This is a genomic window from Pseudomonas sp. Pdm06, assembly GCF_014851795.1.
GTDB classification, from domain to species: Bacteria; Pseudomonadota; Gammaproteobacteria; order Pseudomonadales; family Pseudomonadaceae; genus Aquipseudomonas; species Aquipseudomonas fluorescens_AA.
This window is the reverse complement of record NZ_JACVAH010000022.1, coordinates 40734-57414: the sequence shown is the minus strand read 5'-3', so window position 1 is coordinate 57414 and position 16681 is coordinate 40734. Positions and strand designations below refer to the sequence as shown.

The 16681-nt window shown below is 61.2% G+C and carries 16 protein-coding genes, 4 tRNA genes and 1 pseudogene; 11 read left to right on the top strand and 10 right to left on the bottom strand.

What is annotated here, in order from left to right:
• Positions 1 to 26: 26 nt before the first annotated feature.
• Positions 27 to 1043, bottom strand: a complete 1017-nt coding sequence (locus IB266_RS28065; protein ID WP_046065043.1) for an outer membrane protein assembly factor BamD — start codon at positions 1041 to 1043, stop codon at positions 27 to 29.
• A 150-nt stretch (positions 1044 to 1193) separates the two neighbouring features.
• Between IB266_RS28065 and rluD the strand changes: the two genes are divergently transcribed.
• From rluD to IB266_RS31305, 9 genes and pseudogenes are all read left to right on the top strand, one after another.
• A complete protein-coding gene (rluD, locus tag IB266_RS28060) occupies positions 1194 to 2156 on the top strand; it encodes a 23S rRNA pseudouridine(1911/1915/1917) synthase RluD (RefSeq protein WP_192263756.1) in 963 nt (320 codons plus the stop codon).
• The gene (gene pgeF, locus IB266_RS28055) at positions 2153 to 2878 is read left to right on the top strand and encodes a peptidoglycan editing factor PgeF (protein ID WP_192263752.1); all 726 of its coding nucleotides are present in this window, start codon (positions 2153 to 2155) and stop codon (positions 2876 to 2878) included. The genes rluD and pgeF overlap by 4 nt, the downstream gene beginning before the upstream one ends.
• A 129-nt stretch (positions 2879 to 3007) precedes the next feature.
• Positions 3008 to 5572, top strand: a complete 2565-nt coding sequence (gene clpB / locus IB266_RS28050; protein WP_053125348.1) for an ATP-dependent chaperone ClpB — start codon at positions 3008 to 3010, stop codon at positions 5570 to 5572.
• Positions 5573 to 5871: 299 nt separating this feature from the next.
• Positions 5872 to 5947, top strand: a tRNA-Asn gene (locus tag IB266_RS28045).
• A gap of 7 nt (positions 5948 to 5954) precedes the next feature.
• Positions 5955 to 6031 (top strand) — tRNA-Pro (locus IB266_RS28040).
• Between the two features lie 5 nt (positions 6032 to 6036).
• Positions 6037 to 6112 (top strand) — tRNA-Lys (locus IB266_RS28035).
• A 93-nt stretch (positions 6113 to 6205) separates the two neighbouring features.
• A tRNA-Pro gene (locus tag IB266_RS28030) sits at positions 6206 to 6282 on the top strand.
• Between the two features lie 146 nt (positions 6283 to 6428).
• Positions 6429 to 7199: pseudogene (locus tag IB266_RS31310) on the top strand (MCP four helix bundle domain-containing protein); the annotation flags it as partial.
• Positions 7191 to 8054: a methyl-accepting chemotaxis protein gene (locus tag IB266_RS31305; protein ID WP_371915892.1), complete on the top strand. Its 864-nt coding sequence runs from the start codon at positions 7191 to 7193 to the stop codon at positions 8052 to 8054. The pseudogene IB266_RS31310 and the gene IB266_RS31305, both read left to right, overlap by 9 nt.
• A gap of 152 nt (positions 8055 to 8206) precedes the next feature.
• On the opposite strand, the gene IB266_RS28020 is transcribed toward IB266_RS31305, so the two are convergent.
• The 4 genes from IB266_RS28020 to IB266_RS28005 are packed head-to-tail and all read right to left on the bottom strand — an operon-like array spanning position 8207 to position 10942.
• A complete protein-coding gene (locus IB266_RS28020) occupies positions 8207 to 9505 on the bottom strand; it encodes an NAD(P)/FAD-dependent oxidoreductase (protein WP_192263746.1) in 1299 nt (432 codons plus the stop codon).
• A 60-nt stretch (positions 9506 to 9565) separates the two neighbouring features.
• On the bottom strand, positions 9566 to 9739 hold the full coding sequence (locus tag IB266_RS28015) for a DUF3094 family protein (RefSeq protein WP_039593877.1): 174 nt from the start codon (positions 9737 to 9739) through the stop codon (positions 9566 to 9568).
• A 52-nt stretch (positions 9740 to 9791) separates the two neighbouring features.
• The gene (locus IB266_RS28010) at positions 9792 to 10319 is read right to left on the bottom strand and encodes an MOSC domain-containing protein (protein WP_060740575.1); all 528 of its coding nucleotides are present in this window, start codon (positions 10317 to 10319) and stop codon (positions 9792 to 9794) included.
• Positions 10316 to 10942 carry a DUF1780 domain-containing protein gene (locus IB266_RS28005; protein ID WP_025215531.1) on the bottom strand — a complete coding sequence of 209 codons (627 nt, stop codon included), beginning with the start codon at positions 10940 to 10942 and terminating at the stop codon, positions 10316 to 10318. The genes IB266_RS28010 and IB266_RS28005 overlap by 4 nt, the downstream gene beginning before the upstream one ends.
• Before the next feature lie 133 nt (positions 10943 to 11075).
• Here IB266_RS28005 and IB266_RS28000 point away from each other — a divergent pair, with 133 nt between their 5' ends.
• On the top strand, positions 11076 to 11762 hold the full coding sequence (locus tag IB266_RS28000; protein ID WP_192263743.1) for an energy-coupling factor ABC transporter permease: 687 nt from the start codon (positions 11076 to 11078) through the stop codon (positions 11760 to 11762).
• Positions 11763 to 11825: 63 nt separating this feature from the next.
• A complete protein-coding gene (locus IB266_RS27995) occupies positions 11826 to 12041 on the top strand; it encodes a hypothetical protein (RefSeq protein ID WP_053125334.1) in 216 nt (71 codons plus the stop codon).
• Here the strand turns inward: IB266_RS27995 and yacG are convergent.
• From yacG to pilB, 5 genes are read right to left on the bottom strand one after another with little or no spacing between them, the layout of a single operon-like run.
• Positions 12038 to 12244 (bottom strand): DNA gyrase inhibitor YacG, encoded by a 207-nt coding sequence (gene yacG, locus IB266_RS27990; RefSeq protein ID WP_057450865.1) that lies wholly within the window; start codon positions 12242 to 12244, stop codon positions 12038 to 12040. The two genes, IB266_RS27995 and yacG, sit on opposite strands and share 4 nt — an antisense overlap.
• Positions 12241 to 12864 carry a dephospho-CoA kinase gene (gene coaE / locus IB266_RS27985; RefSeq protein WP_072411773.1) on the bottom strand — a complete coding sequence of 208 codons (624 nt, stop codon included), beginning with the start codon at positions 12862 to 12864 and terminating at the stop codon, positions 12241 to 12243. The genes yacG and coaE overlap by 4 nt, the downstream gene beginning before the upstream one ends.
• Complete coding sequence (locus IB266_RS27980) at positions 12864 to 13733, bottom strand: prepilin peptidase (protein WP_192263740.1); 870 nt, start codon at positions 13731 to 13733, stop codon at positions 12864 to 12866. The genes coaE and IB266_RS27980 overlap by 1 nt, the downstream gene beginning before the upstream one ends.
• Before the next feature lies 1 nt (position 13734).
• Positions 13735 to 14952, bottom strand: coding sequence for a type II secretion system F family protein (locus IB266_RS27975; protein WP_060740579.1), 1218 nt, complete (start codon positions 14950 to 14952; stop codon positions 13735 to 13737).
• 2 nt (positions 14953 to 14954) lie between these two features.
• Positions 14955 to 16655 carry a type IV-A pilus assembly ATPase PilB gene (gene pilB / locus IB266_RS27970; RefSeq protein WP_192263737.1) on the bottom strand — a complete coding sequence of 567 codons (1701 nt, stop codon included), beginning with the start codon at positions 16653 to 16655 and terminating at the stop codon, positions 14955 to 14957.
• Positions 16656 to 16681 lie beyond the last annotated feature (26 nt).

The following is a 16681-nucleotide window of genomic DNA, read 5'->3' as shown; positions in this document are numbered from 1 at the left end:
TCTCCCTTTTTACTGATGCCTTGGCCTCAGTCGAACACGCCGAAGGTCATGTAGCTGAACCAGGAACGGTCGCTGGACTCGTTCTCGGGCTCTTCTTCTTCGATCACGTCGCCATTTTCATCCTTGGGCTTGAGTTCGTTCGGGATGGCTTCCTTGGCATCCTGGAACTGACGCTGTACGTCCTGGTTGGCGCGGGTTTCGCCCGGCGGAAGCGGTGGACGGGACTCGATCAGGCCCAGGGTCGCCTTGCTCAGCCACGAGCGGTTGTCCGCTTCGTCGACCCGTGGGGTGAACTGGCCATCGACCAGCGACGGGTGATCCGGGTAGTTCAACTTGAGGGTTTCCAGGCTGGTGGCCGCCAGGTCGTCCAGGTGCAGGCGCTGGTAGGCTTCGGTCATCACCGCCAGGCCATCACCCACCGAAGGGGTTTCCTGGAAGTTTTCCACCACGTAGCGGCCACGGTTGGCGGCGGCGACGTAGGCCTGACGGGTCAGGTAGTAGTCGGCCACGTGGATTTCGTAGGAGGCCAGCAGGTTGCGCAGGTAGATCATGCGCTGCTTGGCGTCCGGCGAGTAGCGGCTGTTGGGGAAGCGGCTGGTCAGCTGGGCGAACTCGTTGTAGGAGTCGCGCGCGGCGCCCGGGTCACGCTTGGTCATGTCCAGCGGCAGGAAGCGCGCCAGCAGGCCGACGTCCTGGTCGAAGGAGGTCAGGCCCTTGAGGTAATAGGCGTAATCGACGTTCGGGTGCTGCGGGTGCAGACGAATGAAGCGCTCGGCGGCGGATTTGGCGGCTTCCGGCTCGGCGTTCTTGTAGTTGGCGTAGATCAGCTCCAATTGGGCCTGATCGGCGTAGCGCCCGAACGGATACCGCGACTCCAGCGCCTTCAGCTTGGCGGTGGCGCTGGTATAGCTGTTGTTATCCAGGTCGTTCTGCGCCTGTTGGTACAGTTCGACTTCGCTCAGGTTTTCGTCTACGACTTCCTTCGACGAGCAAGCAGCAGTCAATGCGAGGATGGCGATCAGCAGCAGGTGTTTCACTTGCATGGCGGCTTGCGTCCCTATGACGGCCGCTGTCTTGGGCGGGGCCGTCCTGTTATGATGAGCGCCCCGTTGAAAGCCTCGGGGCAAAAGACGCCGTATTTAACCACAAGCGCGCAGCCGAAACCAAAGGCTGTGCCGACGCCCAGTCCGAGCATGTCCGATAAAATAGAACTTCGCGCAGAGGTGCCGTCCGAATTGGGCGGCCAACGCCTCGATCAAGTCGCCGCACAACTCTTTGCCGAGCACTCTCGCTCGCGCCTTTCCGCCTGGATCAAGGACGGCCGCCTGACTGTGGATGGGGCGGTGATTCGTCCGCGCGACATCGTCCATGGCGGTGCCATCCTCGAACTGACTGCCGAGCAGGAGGCCCAGGGAGAATGGGTCGCCCAGGACATTGCCCTGGACATCGTCTATGAAGACGATGACATCCTGGTGATCAACAAACCTGCGGGCCTGGTGGTGCACCCGGCGGCCGGTCATGCCGACGGCACGCTGCTCAACGCCTTGCTGCACCACGTACCGGACATCGTCAATGTGCCCCGTGCCGGCATCGTCCATCGCCTGGACAAGGACACCACCGGCCTGATGGTGGTGGCCAAGACCATCCAGGCGCAGACACAGCTGGTCACACAGCTGCAAAGCCGCAGTGTCAGCCGCATCTATGAATGCATCGTGATCGGGGTCGTCACCGCCGGTGGCAAGATCAACGCCCCGATCGGTCGTCACGGCCAGCAGCGCCAGCGCATGGCGGTGATGGAAGGTGGCAAGCAGGCGGTCAGCCACTATCGTGTGCTGGAGCGTTTCCGTTCCCACACCCACGTGCGGGTCAAGCTGGAAACCGGTCGTACCCACCAGATCCGGGTGCACATGGCCCACATCAACTTCCCGTTGGTGGGCGACCCGGCTTATGGCGGTCGTTTCCGCATTCCGCCAGCCGCCAGCCAGACCATGGTCGAATCGCTGAAGAATTTCCCGCGCCAGGCACTGCACGCGCGTTTCCTGGAGCTTGATCATCCGACGACCGGCAAACGCATGAGTTGGGAATCGCCGCTGCCGGATGATTTCGTCTGGCTGCTGACGTTGCTCAAGCAGGACCGCGAGGCGTTCATCGGATGAGTGCCTGGCTGACACCCGACTGGCCCGCGCCGGCCCGGGTCAAGGCCTGCGTCACCACCCGCGAGGGCGGCGTCAGCCTGGCGCCGTTCGACAGCCTCAACCTGGGCGACCATGTGGGCGACGACCCCACGGCCGTCGCCGAAAACCGCCGTCGTCTCATCGATCAATTCCTCATCACTCCGGCCTGGCTGCAGCAGGTCCACGGCATTGCCGTGGTCGAGGCTGACCCGACCCAGGTGGCGACCGCCGATGCCAGTTGGACCGCCACGCCGGGTATCGCTTGCACGGCGATGACCGCCGATTGCCTGCCGGTGTTGTTCTGCAACCGTGCCGGCACCCGCGTCGCGGCGGCCCATGCCGGTTGGCGTGGGCTGGCGAACGGTGTGCTGGAAGCCACCCTCGACAGCCTTGCCGTGCCCGCGAATGAAATCCTGGCCTGGCTCGGCCCGGCCATCGGGCCGCAAGCGTTCGAAGTCGGGCCGGAAGTGCGTGAAGCCTTCATCGCGCAACTGCCTGAAGCGGTAAAAGCCTTTGCCGCGAGCCCCAATGCCGGCAAGTTCCTCGCCGACATCTATCAGTTGGCCCGCTTGCGGCTGGCGGCGCGCGGTATCACCGCGGTGTACGGCGGTGGCCTCTGCACCGTGAACGACCCGCGTTTCTTCTCCTACCGGCGCAACCCGCGCACCGGTCGCTTTGCCTCGCTGATCTGGATCGAACGCTAGACTTCCCTGATCTGCATCAAGGCTGCGCTGCTTGAAACTTCCAGAATCGACCACATCTATAAGGGTATCTGGCAGGTTTCTTCATTCAGGATGTGTTTAGGTCCGGCCTGCTCAAAAGGAAGGTGACCCATGCGTATTGATCGTTTAACCAGCAAATTACAATTGGCCCTGTCCGATGCCCAGTCCCTGGCCGTCGGCCTGGACCATCCCGGTATCGAACCGGCGCATTTGATGCAGGCCATGCTCGAACAGCAGGGCGGCTCCATCAAGCCCCTGTTGATGCAGGTCGGCTTTGACGTCAACAGCCTGCGCAAAGAACTGGCCAAGGAGCTCGACCAGTTACCCAAGATCCAGAATCCGACCGGTGACGTGAACATGTCCCAGGATCTGGCGCGGCTGCTCAACCAGGCCGACCGCCTGGCCCAGCAAAAGGGCGATCAGTTCATTTCCAGCGAATTGGTGCTGCTCGCCGCCATGGACGAGAACAGCAAGCTCGGCAAGCTGCTGCTCGGCCAAGGGGTGAGCAAGAAAGCATTGGAAAATGCCATCAACAACCTGCGTGGCGGCGAAGCGGTCAACGACGCCAATCACGAGGAGTCACGCCAGGCGCTGGACAAATACACCGTCGACCTGACCAAGCGCGCCGAGGAAGGCAAGCTAGACCCGGTGATCGGTCGCGACGATGAAATCCGCCGCACGATCCAGGTGCTGCAACGCCGCACCAAGAACAACCCGGTGCTGATCGGTGAGCCAGGCGTGGGTAAAACCGCCATCGCCGAGGGCCTGGCCCAGCGCATCATCAACGGCGAAGTGCCGGACGGCCTCAAGGGCAAGCGCCTGTTGTCCCTGGACATGGGGGCCTTGATCGCCGGTGCCAAGTACCGTGGCGAGTTCGAAGAGCGGCTCAAGGCTTTGCTCAATGAACTGTCCAAGCAGGAAGGGCAGATCATCCTGTTCATCGACGAACTGCACACCATGGTCGGTGCGGGCAAAGGCGAGGGTTCGATGGATGCCGGCAACATGCTCAAGCCTGCGTTGGCCCGGGGCGAGTTGCACTGCGTCGGCGCGACCACGCTCAACGAGTACCGCCAATATATAGAGAAGGATGCGGCGCTGGAGCGGCGCTTCCAGAAAGTGCTGGTGGAGGAACCGAGCGAAGAAGACACCATCGCCATCCTGCGCGGCCTTAAAGAACGCTATGAAGTTCACCACAAGGTGGCGATCACCGACGGCGCGATCATCGCCGCGGCCAAGCTCAGCCACCGCTACATCACCGACCGTCAATTGCCGGACAAGGCCATCGACCTGATCGACGAGGCGGCCAGCCGCATCCGCATGGAGATCGACTCCAAGCCGGAAGTGCTGGATCGCCTGGAGCGGCGCCTGATCCAGCTCAAGGTCGAGTCCCAGGCCCTGAAGAAAGAAAGCGACGAAGCGGCGAAGAAACGTCTGGAAAGGTTGCAGGAAGAAATCGTTCGTCACGAGCGTGAGTATTCCGACCTCGAGGAAATCTGGAACTCGGAGAAAGCCGAGGTCCAGGGTTCGGCGCAGATCCAGCAAAAGATCGAACAGTCCCGCCAGGAACTGGAAGCGGCTCGCCGCAAAGGCGACCTCAACCGCATGGCCGAGCTGCAGTACGGGGTGATCCCGGACCTGGAGCGCAGCCTGCAGATGGTCGACCAGCACGGCAAGAGCGAAAACCAGTTGCTGCGCAGCAAGGTCACCGAGGAAGAAATCGCCGAGGTGGTGTCCAAGTGGACCGGCATTCCGGTCTCGAAAATGCTCGAGGGCGAGCGCGACAAGCTGCTGAAGATGGAAAGCCTGCTGCACCAGCGCGTGATTGGCCAGGAAGAAGCGGTAGTTGCGGTCTCCAACGCTGTGCGCCGGTCCCGCGCCGGGTTGTCGGACCCTAATCGTCCAAGTGGCTCGTTCATGTTCCTCGGCCCGACCGGCGTCGGTAAAACCGAGCTGTGCAAGGCGCTGGCCGAGTTCCTCTTCGACACGGAAGAGGCCATGGTGCGCATCGACATGTCCGAGTTCATGGAGAAGCATTCCGTGGCACGGCTGATCGGTGCGCCACCGGGTTATGTCGGCTATGAAGAGGGCGGTTACCTGACCGAGGCTGTGCGTCGCAAGCCGTACTCGGTGATCCTGCTCGATGAGGTCGAGAAGGCGCACCCGGATGTGTTCAATATCCTGCTGCAAGTGCTGGAGGATGGTCGCCTGACCGACAGCCACGGACGTACGGTGGACTTCCGCAACACGGTGATCGTGATGACCTCCAACCTGGGCTCGACACAGATCCAGGAGTTGGTGGGCGACCGTGAGGCGCAGCGCGCAGCGGTGATGGATGCGATCTCTACCCACTTCCGCCCGGAATTCATCAACCGGGTCGACGAGGTGGTGATCTTCGAGCCGTTGGCCCGGGATCAGATTGCCGGCATTACCGAGATCCAATTGGGTCGTCTGCGCAGCCGTCTCACCGAGCGCGAGCTCAAGCTGCAATTGAGCGACGAGGCCTTGGACAAGCTGATTGCGGTGGGTTACGACCCGGTCTATGGCGCGCGGCCGCTCAAACGAGCGATCCAGCGCTGGATCGAAAACCCGCTGGCGCAGTTGATTCTATCTGGTCGCTTCATGCCGGGCGAAACCGTGACCGGTACGGTGGAGAACGACGAAATCGTCTTCAACTGAAGGCCGGCTCTGCCGACGAAGGAAATGGCCTTGCCTTGCAAGGCCATTTTTTTCATCAGGCCGTTGAACTCAAAGGAAAAGGCTTGTAAAGTGCGCCCCGCAGTACGTCACCCCAAGGGCGACTTCTCACTGAGAAGGAATCCAAAATAAGTTGCAAATCATTGTCTTGAAAGCAATTTAAGGGGTTGACAGAGGTTTTGAAGATTGTAGAATAGCGCGCCTCAGACACACGAACGCAGCGATGCGTAAGGGTAGAAGAGGTTGAAGCTAGCTTCAACGTTGTAGCTTGAAATATCAGTTCCGTGATAGCTCAGTCGGTAGAGCAAATGACTGTTAATCATTGGGTCCCAGGTTCGAGTCCTGGTCACGGAGCCATTTCAATCGGGGTATAGCGCAGTCCGGTAGCGCGCCTGCTTTGGGAGCAGGATGTCAGGAGTTCGAATCCCCTTACCCCGACCATATTTGGGTCGTTAGCTCAGTTGGTAGAGCAGTTGGCTTTTAACCAATTGGTCGTAGGTTCGAATCCCACACGACCCACCATTTTTGAAACCAGTTCGCTGGAATCGAATCTTAAGATCAGAGGCCAAAAGCGCTGATCGAGAAGGCGACTTGCGAAGGTCGCCTTTTTTTTACCGGGGTATAGCGCAGTCCGGTAGCGCGCCTGCTTTGGGAGCAGGATGTCAGGAGTTCGAATCCCCTTACCCCGACCATATTGAAAATCCTCGTATCGAAAGATACGGGGATTTTTTTTGCCCGTAATAAAGTGGACTGACTTAAGTCGTCGTACGACCTGCCGATAACCCAGCGACAGGGGCGTGGCCCCACCTCAGGCCAACAATAAGAAAAGGCACCCTTTATGGTTCTTCGTCAGTTGAATATTGCCCCGCGTGCCGCGTTGGGTTTTGCCTTGATTGCTTTGCTGGTGGCGTTGCTCGGGGTATTCGCGCTGGGGCAGATGTCGAGCATCCGTGACAGTGAAGTCGCCGTGGAAACCCAATGGCTGCCCAGCATCCGTGGAGGTGATGAGATTCGCGAGTGGATGCTGCGTATCCGCACGATTTCCCTGCGCATGGCCCTGGACCAGGACCCGAAGAATATCCCGGTGTACCGCGGACAAATGGACACCCGTGACAAAGAACTGGGCGAAAAAATCGCTGCCTACGAAAAACTTGTCGTCACGCCTGAAGGCAAGGCCCTCTATGACCAGTTCAAGCAGACCTTTGCCGCTTACCGTACCGGTATCGCGCAATCCTTCACCCTGGCGGAGCAGGGGCGTCGGGACGAGCTGATCAAGCTGTTGCTGGTGGACATGAAGACCGTGGTGGACGGATCCGGCAAGCAGCTCAATGACTTGGCGGAGTTGTTCTCCAAACAGGTGTCCATCGAGAGCCAGAAGTCCCAGGAGCACTACGCCAACTCCCGGATGATCGTCAGCTTGTTCGTGGTGCTCGCGGCCCTGGCCACGGTCGTGCTGGCCATGCTGCTCACCCGCAGTATCGTCAAACCCTTGGGCGAGGCGCTGAATGCCGCTGAGAGCGTGGCCCGAGGCGACCTGACCCGACCGATCGAGACCCATGGCAACGACGAAGTGAGCCGCTTGCTCAAGGCGCTGGCGACCATGCAGCAGAACCTGCGGGAAACCCTGCAGGGCATCAGCGGCTCGGCTGCACAGCTGGCCACCGCCGCTGATGAGCTGAACGCCGTCACGCTCGACAGCACCCACAGCCTGCAACAACAGAATAACGAAATTGAACAAGCTGCCACGGCGGTCACTGAAATGACCACGGCCGTGGAAGAGGTCGCGCGCAATGCGGTTTCCACCTCCGATGCCACGCGTCAGTCCAGTGAATCGGCGTCCCTGGGGCAGCAGCGGGTCAGCGACACGGTCGATGCCATCGGCGCCCTTGCCAGCGATGTGCAGGTGACGGGTGGGCTGGTGCAATCGTTGGCCAACCAATCGCAGGATATCGGCAAGGTGCTGGACGTGATCCGCGCCATCGCCGAGCAGACCAACCTGCTGGCCCTCAACGCCGCCATTGAAGCGGCCCGGGCGGGTGAGAGCGGACGTGGGTTTGCGGTGGTGGCGGACGAAGTCCGGGCGCTGGCTTATCGCACGCAGCAATCGACCCAGGAAATCGAGCAAATGGTCCAGGGCATGCGCAGCGGTGCCACCCAGGCACTCGATTCCATGCAGGCCAGTTCCAGTCGCGCCGCCAGCACCCTGGCCATGGCGGAGCGGGCAGGGGATGCGCTGCAGACCATCACGGCCTCGGTCAATGAAATCCACGAACGCAACCTGGTCATCGCCAGCGCCGCCGAAGAACAGGCGCAAGTGGCCCGCGAGGTGGATCGCAACCTGGTGAACATTCGTGATTTGTCGGTGCGCTCGGCCTCCGGTGCGGACCAGACCAGTGCCTCCAGCCATGAGTTGTCGCAACTGGCGAATTCGCTGCGCACGATGGTGCAGCGGTTTCAGGTTTGATTGAGGGTTAAGCACTGGCTGTGCCGCCCTCATCGCGAGCAAGCTCGCTCCCACAGGATGACCGCGATCAACTGTGGGAGCGAGCTTGCTCGCGATGGCGATGGATCATTCAGCCTCGATATTGCTGATCCAGCGCAATCGTCAGTCAGGCCTCAGTGCAACTTCAGCCTAGGCTCGGTCCCGCGCCCGATCTTGCTGCCCAGCATCAGCATGGCCGTGCGGAACATCCCGTACAGCGCCATCTGGTGCATGCGGTACAGCGAGACGTAGAACATCCGCGCCAACCAGCCTTCGAGCATTACGCTGCCGGTCAGGTTGCCCATCAGGTTGCCCACCGCCGAGAACCGCGACAGCGAAATCAGCGAGCCGTAGTCGGTGTATTTGTAGTCGGGCAGGGCCTTGCCTTCGATTCGCAGCTTCAGGGATTTGGCCAGCAGCGAGGCCTGTTGGTGCGCGGCCTGGGCGCGGGGCGGAACATTGCGATCGCTGCCGGGTTGCGGGCAGGCGGCGCAATCGCCGAAGGCGAAGATGTTCTCGTCGCGAGTGGTCTGCAGCGTCGGCAGCACTTGCAACTGGTTGATCCGGTTGGTCTCCAGTCCGTCGATGTCCTTGAGGAAGTCCGGTGCGCGAATCCCGGCGGCCCAGACTTTCAGGCTCGCGTCGATTACCTGGCCGTCCGCGGTAATCAGGCTGTCGGCGGTCACTTGGCTGACGGAAGCGTTGGTCATGACGTTGACCCCGAGTTTCTCCAGGGTCTTGTGCACCGGTCCGCCGATACGCTCCGGCAGCGCTGGCAAGACCCGTGGACCCGCCTCGATCAGGGTGATGTGCATGTTCTCCGGCTTGATCCGGTCCAGGCCATAGGCGTGCAGTTCGTGAGCGGCATTATGCAGCTCGGCCGCCAGTTCGACACCGGTCGCACCGGCGCCGACGATGGCGACGCTGATGCGTTCGACAATATCGGTCTGTCCGGCGTGGGCACGCAGATAGTGGTGGAGCAATTGCTGATGGAAGCGCTCGGCCTGCTTGCGCGTGTCGAGGAACAGGCAGTGCTGCGCCGCGCCTTCGGTGCCGAAGTCATTGGTGGTGCTGCCGACGGCAATCACCAGGCTGTCGTAGCCCAATTCCCGAGCCGGCAACAGCTCGACGCCCGCCTCGTCATAGGTGGCGGCCAGCTGGATTCTCTTGCGCTCCCGGTCCAGGCCGCTCATGCGCCCAAGCTGGAACTCGAAATGGTTCCATTTTGCCTGGGCAACGTAATTGAGTTCGTCTTCGGAAGAGTTCAGGGAGCCGGCAGCCACTTCATGCAGCAGGGGTTTCCAGATGTGGGTCAGGTTCGCGTCGACCAGCATCACACTGGCCGTACCACGCTTGCCCAGAGTCTTACCCAGACGGGTAGCCAACTCCAGACCGCCGGCGCCGCCGCCAACGATGATAATACGATGAGTCATGGGGATATCTCGCAAGGCTAAAGGAATTCGGTGCCGTTACCCGAGCGAGCGCCAAGCGGCTCATAGCGTCAGGTAACTGATCAGTCGGCTCAACAGGCCCAGGCCAATCGTGATGGCCAGTACCACCACCAGGAGCATCCACGGCCGGAAAGGCCGGCGCTCGACTCGGTGCTGGGACAGTTGCAGGTACTCTTCGACATGCTTCTGGTCATCTGGGTTCAGGCGGCTGGTCATAAAGGCCTCGTCAGGTAGACGTTGCGAAAGGTGAAGGCGTTACAGCGTCCGGCTAGCCGGCATTGAAAGCAGCGTAGCCGCTCGCCGGCACAGGTTCGACGCTCAGGCTGTCGTCCAGGCGAATGATTCCACTTTTTAACACCCGGGCGGTGATTCCGCCATGGCCGCGTACGGCCTGGAATGTACCTTCGCCGAGGTTGCGCTCCAATCGGGCGCAAGGCTGGCACCAGCCGGTGGTTTCGAAGATGGCTTGGCCGATGCGAAAGCGCCGGCCCTTGAGGCTGAACAGATTGATGCCGCTGACCACTATATTGCGTCGCAGCTCCTGTGGCAGCACCGGCTGGTCCTCGGGGCGGCCCATCAGCGAGCCGATCACGGCCAGGTGCTCCCATTGGATCAACGTCACTTGTCGCGCATTGCGCACACCGGGGCGGGCATGATCGCCGGTCAGTCCGGCTTCCAGGCGGGCCTCCACGGCGTCCAGTTCGATCATCGGCGCGTGACCCTGGGGGCGCACGCCAATCCAGCGTACGCGGCCCTGCTGCGGCACGGCGGCGATCAGTTCCTGCAATGGGCTCACAGGCTGATCCCGACGTCGAACACGATGCTGCGCCCCAGGTTGCCTCGCAAAAAGTCCGGCGCGTCGGGGTGGGCGAACAGCACCCGGGCAAACGTCGGCCCCACCAGCGACAGCGATCGCCAGCCCTGGCGCAGGTATTCGGTCGGCGGTGGAAAGTGACTGTTGAGGTCCAACACTTCGCGCTTGAGGCTGGCGAAGGCGATGATGTCCAGGTCGCCCAGGTCCATGCCGCGCTCGGTGTAGTTGTGGGCTTTCTTGCGCAGGGTCGGGGCCAGGCGCATCAGGAATTCATTGGCCGGGATTCGCCGGGGCTTGGCCTCGCGGCGCACCAGTTGGCTCAGGGAAAAGGCGCTGCGGCGACGTTGCAGTTCATCGCGCCATTCGTCATTGAGACGGCGGCCCTCGTCGAGCACGAAAAACACCTCGAAATTGGCATCCCGAAACAGCACGTCCGGTGGCTCGCCAGCCGGGGCGAACTCGTCGGCGCGATAAGGCACGTTCAGCCCTTGCAGCAGACGCTGGCAGACCCAACGCTCACGCTCCCATTTGCGGGCATTGGAGAGAAAGGCGTTGGCTTGCTCGGCCGCGATGGTCAGCAGGCGTAAATAATCGGAATCATCCATGAGCCCAAGCTTAGCGTTCAATTGCGACAAGCTGAAAGCGTTGCGTGGATTAATGGACGTTATGGGTGGGGGTGTAGACTGCTGGTTTGAAGTAACCCCTGTTTGAGACAAGGGCAAGCGAAAGGAGTAGTCCATGATCGGTGCTGAACTGCTATCACCGCAAACCCTGGCGGTCGGTTGGCTGGTTTATGTGCCGGTGTTGGCCTGGGCTGTGGCGCGGGCACCGTGGGTCGAGCTGTTCACGGACTGCCGTCGCCAGCATCTGCTGTTCGGCACGGTGCTGGCGTTGTTCATGCTGTGGCTGGTGCGACGGGATTTCGATACGGGTGTCTCGTACCATTTCATCGGCATGACCGCCGTGACGCTGCTGCTGGACTGGCCATTGGCGATCCTGGGTGGCCTGTGTGCGCAGATGGCGCTGGTGCTGCTGGGGCGTCAGGACATGGCGGCGGTCGGAGTCAACGGTGCGCTGCTGATCCTGCTGCCGGTGCTGATCACCGAATGTTGCGCAATCCTGGTGGAGCGCGCCCAGCCGCGTAACCTGTTTGTGTATATCTTCTGTTCGGGGTTCCTGGCTGCCGCGCTTTCGGCATTGGCCTGCCTGCTGCTGGGGCTCGGTTTGCTCTGGTACGACGGCCTGTTTGCCATGCCTTACTGGCTGGAGGACTTCATCGGCTACCTCTGGCTGATCATTTTTCCCGAAGCGTTCATCAACGGCATGGTGATCAGTGCGTTGGTGGTGTTCAGCCCCGAATGGCTGGAAACCTTCAACCGCACGCGCTACCTGTCGGCACCGTGGAACGATGATGACAAGCCTTGATTCACGTCAAGGCTGCCCCACCGCACGCCCTGCATGCTCTGGAAAACTTCCAGGAGTACAACCATGAGTGTTTATGAGTGGGCCAGGCAAGAGATCAGGCGTAGCCACGATGCCGCGATGGAGATCGGTTTCGACCCGGGCTTGAGCCTGCGTGCCTTGCTCAGCGCGATCGTGCAGCAGAGCAAGACAGTGCGCAGCGCTGAAGACCTGGCCGACGAGTTGAGTTTCCTGGCGGAAAACCTCGACGACGAACAGGACTACGGTTTCATGCGGCCTTAGTGATGTGAGCGAGGCTCGAAATCTTCGCTGAACAGCTCATCCTCGGCGTCGGGACTGACCGGGATCTTGTGTTCTTCCGACGCCCAGGCGCCGAGGTCGATCAGTTTGCAGCGATCAGAACAGAACGGCCGGAATGTGCTCTGCGGGCTCCATTCCACAGGGGCGCCACAGGTTGGGCAATCAACGGTTGGGGTTTGGCTCATGAGTGGCCTCCACGCAAAGTAAGGTAAAAGTGATGCAGGCGCTCGACCTCGCTGTGCAGCCAGGCGAGGTCGCGATCATTGACCACCACGTCGTCGGCATGGCTCAGGCGATCCTGGCGGCTGGATTGGGCCTTGAGGATCGCCTGGACCTGCTGTTCGCTGGTCTGGTCGCGCTGCAACGTACGTTCGATCTGCAGTTGTTCCGGCGCATCGATCACCAGGATCCGCTGGGTCATGGCGTACTGCCCTGACTCGATCAGCAGCGGCGACACCAGGATCGCGTAGGACGATTGTGCCTGAGCCAGGTGGTGGGCGATTTCCTCGGCGATCAGCGGATGCAGCAGTGCTTCGAGCCAGCGGCGTTCATCGGCATGCTCGAAAATCAGCTTGCGCAGCGCCGCCCGGTCCAGGGCGCCGTCGGCCTGCAATACGCCAGGTCCGAAGTGCTCGGCGATTTTCGCCAGCGCCGGGCGCCCGGGTTCGACCACCCAGCGTGCCGCATGATCGGCGTCGATGACGTGCACACCCAGATCGATGAAATGCTGGGCCGCCGCGCTCTTGCCGCTGCCGATGCCACCGGTCAGGCCGAGAATCCAGGGTTTTTCCAGAGGGGTATTCATTAGAAACCGACAGACTGCCAATAGAAGTCGGTTATTTGACCACCCCAGAGCAAGGCAATCCAGCCGGCAATGGCCAGATAAGGTCCGAAGGGGATCTGCGTCGACTCGGGCGCATCACGCAAGCGCAGCACAATGACCCCGATAACGGCGCCCACCAGCGACGACAACAGCAGCGTCAGCGGCAGGACCTGCCAGCCGCCCCAGGCGCCCAGCATTGCCAGCAGCTTGAAATCCCCGTAGCCCATGCCTTCCTTGCCGGTGATCAGCTTGAACACCCAGAATACCGACCACAGCGCCAGGTAGCCGGCCACCGCGCCCCACATCGCCTGGTCCAGGGAAACGAACAGCCCGAAGCTGTTGACGATCAAGCCCAGCCACAACAACGGCAACACCAAGCTATCGGGCAGCAGTTGATGCTCGGCGTCGATCAGGCTCATGGCCAGCAGGCCCCAGGTCAACACCATCACCATCGCGGCGTGCCAGCCAAAGCCGAAATGCCAGGCGACGAACGCCGACAATGCGCCGCAGGCCACTTCGGTCAGGGGGTAACGCTTGCCGATGGGCGCGGCGCAGCTCGAACAGCGGCCACGCAGCATCAGGTAGCTCAACAGCGGAATGTTCTCCCAGGCGCGGATGCGATGGCCGCAGTGCGGGCATTGGGAATGGGGCAGCATGAGGTTGTAGACCGGGCCCGGGGTTTCGGCCGGCAGGCCCAACAGGTCGTGGGCTTGCAGGCGCCATTCGCGGTTGAGCATCTTCGGCAGGCGCCACACCACCACGTTGAGGAAGCTGCCGACGATCAGGCCGAGCAATGCCGCAACAAGCACGAAAGCCACGGGATACAGCACGAGAAATTCGCTCAGGGGCATGTCAGATCGCAGAGCCGAGTTGAAAGATGGGCAGGTACATGGCGACCACCAGGCCACCCACGACGACCCCCAGGATCACCATGATGAAGGGTTCCATCAGGCTGGTGAGGTTGTCCACCAGATTGTCCACTTCGGCCTCATAAAAACTCGCCACTTTGTCGAGCATGTCGTCCAGCGCGCCGGATTCCTCGCCGATGGCGGTCATCTGGATGGCCAGGTTCGGAAAGATCCCTGACGCGCGCATGGAAAAATTCAACTGCATGCCAGTGGAGACGTCCTGGCGGATGCGCTGCACAGCGCGCTTGAACACCACGTTGCCGGTGGCGCCCGATACCGAGTCGAGGGCTTCGACCAGCGGCACGCCGGCGGCGAATGTCGTCGAGAGCGTGCGGGCGTAGCGGGCCACGGCGGACTTGTACATCAAGGCGCCTATTAGCGGTAGTTTGAGTAGCCATTTATCGCGCCAGTCACGAAAGCGCTCGGAACGCCTGAGGGCGTATTTCACGCCAAAAAATGTCCCCACAAGCCCGCCAAGCACCACCCACCACCAATCCTGCAAGAATTCCGACAGGCCGATGACCATTACCGTGAAGGCCGGTAGCTGTGCGCCGAACCCTGAAAAGACCGATTCGAACTGAGGCACCACCTTGACCAGCAGGATGCCGGTGACCACCGCAGCGACGAGTATCACCGCCGTCGGGTAGGTCATGGCTTTCTTGATCTTGGCCTTGAGCGCTTCGCTCTTTTCCTTGTAGGTCGCGACCCGATCCAGCAGCGTATCCAGGGCACCGGCCTGTTCACCGGCATCCACCAGATTGCAGTACAAATCGTCGAAGTACTGCGGGCATTTGCGCAGCGAGGCGGCGAAGCTGTTGCCGGCGGCGACTTCCTGCTTCACCTGGTCCACCAGCTTGCGCATGTTGGCGTTGTCGAAGCCTTCGCCGATGATGTCGAACGCCTGCAACAGCGGCACCCCAGCCTTGAGCATCGTTGCCATCTGGCGGGTGAAGAGGGCGATGTCCAGCGGCTTGATGCGCTTGCCCTTGCTGAATATCGAGGTGGATTTCTTGCGCACCTTCTCCGGGTTGATGCCTTGTTTGCGCAGTTGTGCCTTGACCAGGGCCGGGCTCTGCCCCGTCAGTTCTCCGGTCATTTTCGCGCCTTTGCGGTCTTTGCCTTCCCACGTATAGACGTCGGTTTTTACTGCCTTGACCGCCATGCTCAATCCTTGGTGACCCGGTTGATTTCCTCGAGGCTGGTGACGCCCTGCATCACTTTGAGCAGCCCCGATGTGCGCAGGTCATTGAAGCCGTCCTTGCGCATTTGCAGATCGATTTCCAGCGAGTTGCCCTCGGCCATGATCAACCGTTGCAGCTCGGGCGTGTTCTTGACCACTTCGTAAACCCCCACGCGCCCTTTGTAACCGAGGTTGCACTGTTGGCAACCGACCGGCTCATAGATCGTGAATGTGCCGATGCGTTCCCGGGGGAAACCTTCCTTGAGCAGAGTTTCCTCGGGAATCTCGATGGCTTTCTTGCAGTGGGCGCAGAGCTTGCGCGCCAACCGTTGGGCGATGATCAGGTGCACGGCGGTGGCGATGTTGAACCCTGGAATGCCCATGTTCTGCAAGCGGATCAGGGTTTCGGCGGCGCTGTTGGTGTGCAGTGTGGAGAGCACCAGGTGCCCGGTCTGGGCGGCCTTGATGGCGATTTCGGCGGTTTCCAGGTCGCGGATCTCGCCGACCATGATCACGTCCGGGTCCTGGCGCAGGAATGAGCGCAGGGCCTGGGCGAAGTCCAGCCCCTGGCGCGGGTTCACGTTGACCTGGTTGATGCCTTCCATGTTGATCTCCACCGGGTCTTCGGCGGTGGAAATATTGATGTCCACGGTATTGAGGATATTCAGCCCGGTGTACAGCGACACGGTCTTGCCCGAGCCGGTCGGGCCGGTGACCAGGATCAGCCCTTGTGGCTGTTTGAGGGCGGCCATGTACAGGTCTTTCTGATCCGGTTCGTAGCCCAGGGCATCGATGCCCATCTGCGCACTGGAGGGGTCGAGGATCCGGATCACCACTTTTTCGCCCCAGAGCGTCGGCAGGGTGTTGACCCGGAAGTCGATGGACTTGGTTTTCGACAGGCGCATTTTCAGCCGGCCGTCCTGGGGTTTGCGCCGTTCGGAAATATCGAGGCTGGCCATGACTTTCAGGCGGGCGGCGATACGGGTCGCCAGTTGGATCGGCGGCCGGGCCACTTCCCGCAGCATGCCGTCGGTGCGCACCCGCACCCGGTAGATTTTTTCGTAAGGCTCGAAGTGCAGGTCGGAAGAGCCGCCCTTGATCGCGTCCAGCAGCATCTTGTTGACGAAACGCACCACGGGCGCGTCGTCGGTGTCCTGGCCGCCGATGGAGTCCTGCTTGGAATCGTCGATCGATTCGATGTCCAGACCGTCCAGGTCGACATCGCCCATGCCTTCCAGGCCCGTGCTATTGGATTCGAAAAATTTTTCGATGGCGTCGCTTAGCTTGTCGTCCTCTACCAGGATGGCTTCGGTGGTCAGGCCGGTACTGAATTGAATGTCATTGATGGCTTGGTGATTGGTGGGGTCGGAGATGCCCACGAACAACTTGTTGCCGCGGCGCCACAGCGGCAGGACGTGATGTTGGCGCACCAGTTTTTCGCTGACCAGGCCCGTGGGCTGGGTTTCCTTGTCCAGGCTGTTGAGGTCCAGCAGGGCGACGCCGAAATGCTCCGAGGCGATCTCCGCGACCTGGCGGCTCTGGACCAGTTTGTTCTGCACCAGGTAGCTGACCAGGGGGATGCGACTGCGTTGGGCCTGTTGATACGCCTGTTGCGCACTTTGCTCGGTGAGCAGTTCAGCCAGTACCAATTGCTTGGTCAGGCCGCTGAGGGCGATGTCATTCATGGGGATTCCGGCGGCGGACAGTTCAT

Bases quoted from the DNA above. Each gene is read 5' to 3' on its own strand.
- rluD (WP_192263756.1), top strand. From the start codon at position 1,194: ATGTCCGATAAAATAGAACTTCGCGCAGAGGTGCCGTCCGAATTGGGC.
- IB266_RS28020 (WP_192263746.1), bottom strand. From the start codon at position 9,505: ATGACTCATCGTATTATCATCGTTGGCGGCGGCGCCGGCGGTCTGGAG.
- IB266_RS28000 (WP_192263743.1), top strand. From the start codon at position 11,076: ATGATCGGTGCTGAACTGCTATCACCGCAAACCCTGGCGGTCGGTTGG.
- clpB (WP_053125348.1), top strand. From the start codon at position 3,008: ATGCGTATTGATCGTTTAACCAGCAAATTACAATTGGCCCTGTCCGAT.
- yacG (WP_057450865.1), bottom strand. From the start codon at position 12,244: ATGAGCCAAACCCCAACCGTTGATTGCCCAACCTGTGGCGCCCCTGTG.
- IB266_RS28005 (WP_025215531.1), bottom strand. From the start codon at position 10,942: ATGGATGATTCCGATTATTTACGCCTGCTGACCATCGCGGCCGAGCAA.
- pilB (WP_192263737.1), bottom strand. From the start codon at position 16,655: ATGAATGACATCGCCCTCAGCGGCCTGACCAAGCAATTGGTACTGGCT.
- coaE (WP_072411773.1), bottom strand. From the start codon at position 12,864: ATGAATACCCCTCTGGAAAAACCCTGGATTCTCGGCCTGACCGGTGGC.
- IB266_RS27980 (WP_192263740.1), bottom strand. From the start codon at position 13,733: ATGCCCCTGAGCGAATTTCTCGTGCTGTATCCCGTGGCTTTCGTGCTT.
- IB266_RS31305 (WP_371915892.1), top strand. From the start codon at position 7,191: ATGCAGCAGAACCTGCGGGAAACCCTGCAGGGCATCAGCGGCTCGGCT.
- IB266_RS28065 (WP_046065043.1), bottom strand. From the start codon at position 1,043: ATGCAAGTGAAACACCTGCTGCTGATCGCCATCCTCGCATTGACTGCT.
- IB266_RS27975 (WP_060740579.1), bottom strand. From the start codon at position 14,952: ATGGCGGTCAAGGCAGTAAAAACCGACGTCTATACGTGGGAAGGCAAA.
- IB266_RS27995 (WP_053125334.1), top strand. From the start codon at position 11,826: ATGAGTGTTTATGAGTGGGCCAGGCAAGAGATCAGGCGTAGCCACGAT.
- pgeF (WP_192263752.1), top strand. From the start codon at position 2,153: ATGAGTGCCTGGCTGACACCCGACTGGCCCGCGCCGGCCCGGGTCAAG.
- IB266_RS28015 (WP_039593877.1), bottom strand. From the start codon at position 9,739: ATGACCAGCCGCCTGAACCCAGATGACCAGAAGCATGTCGAAGAGTAC.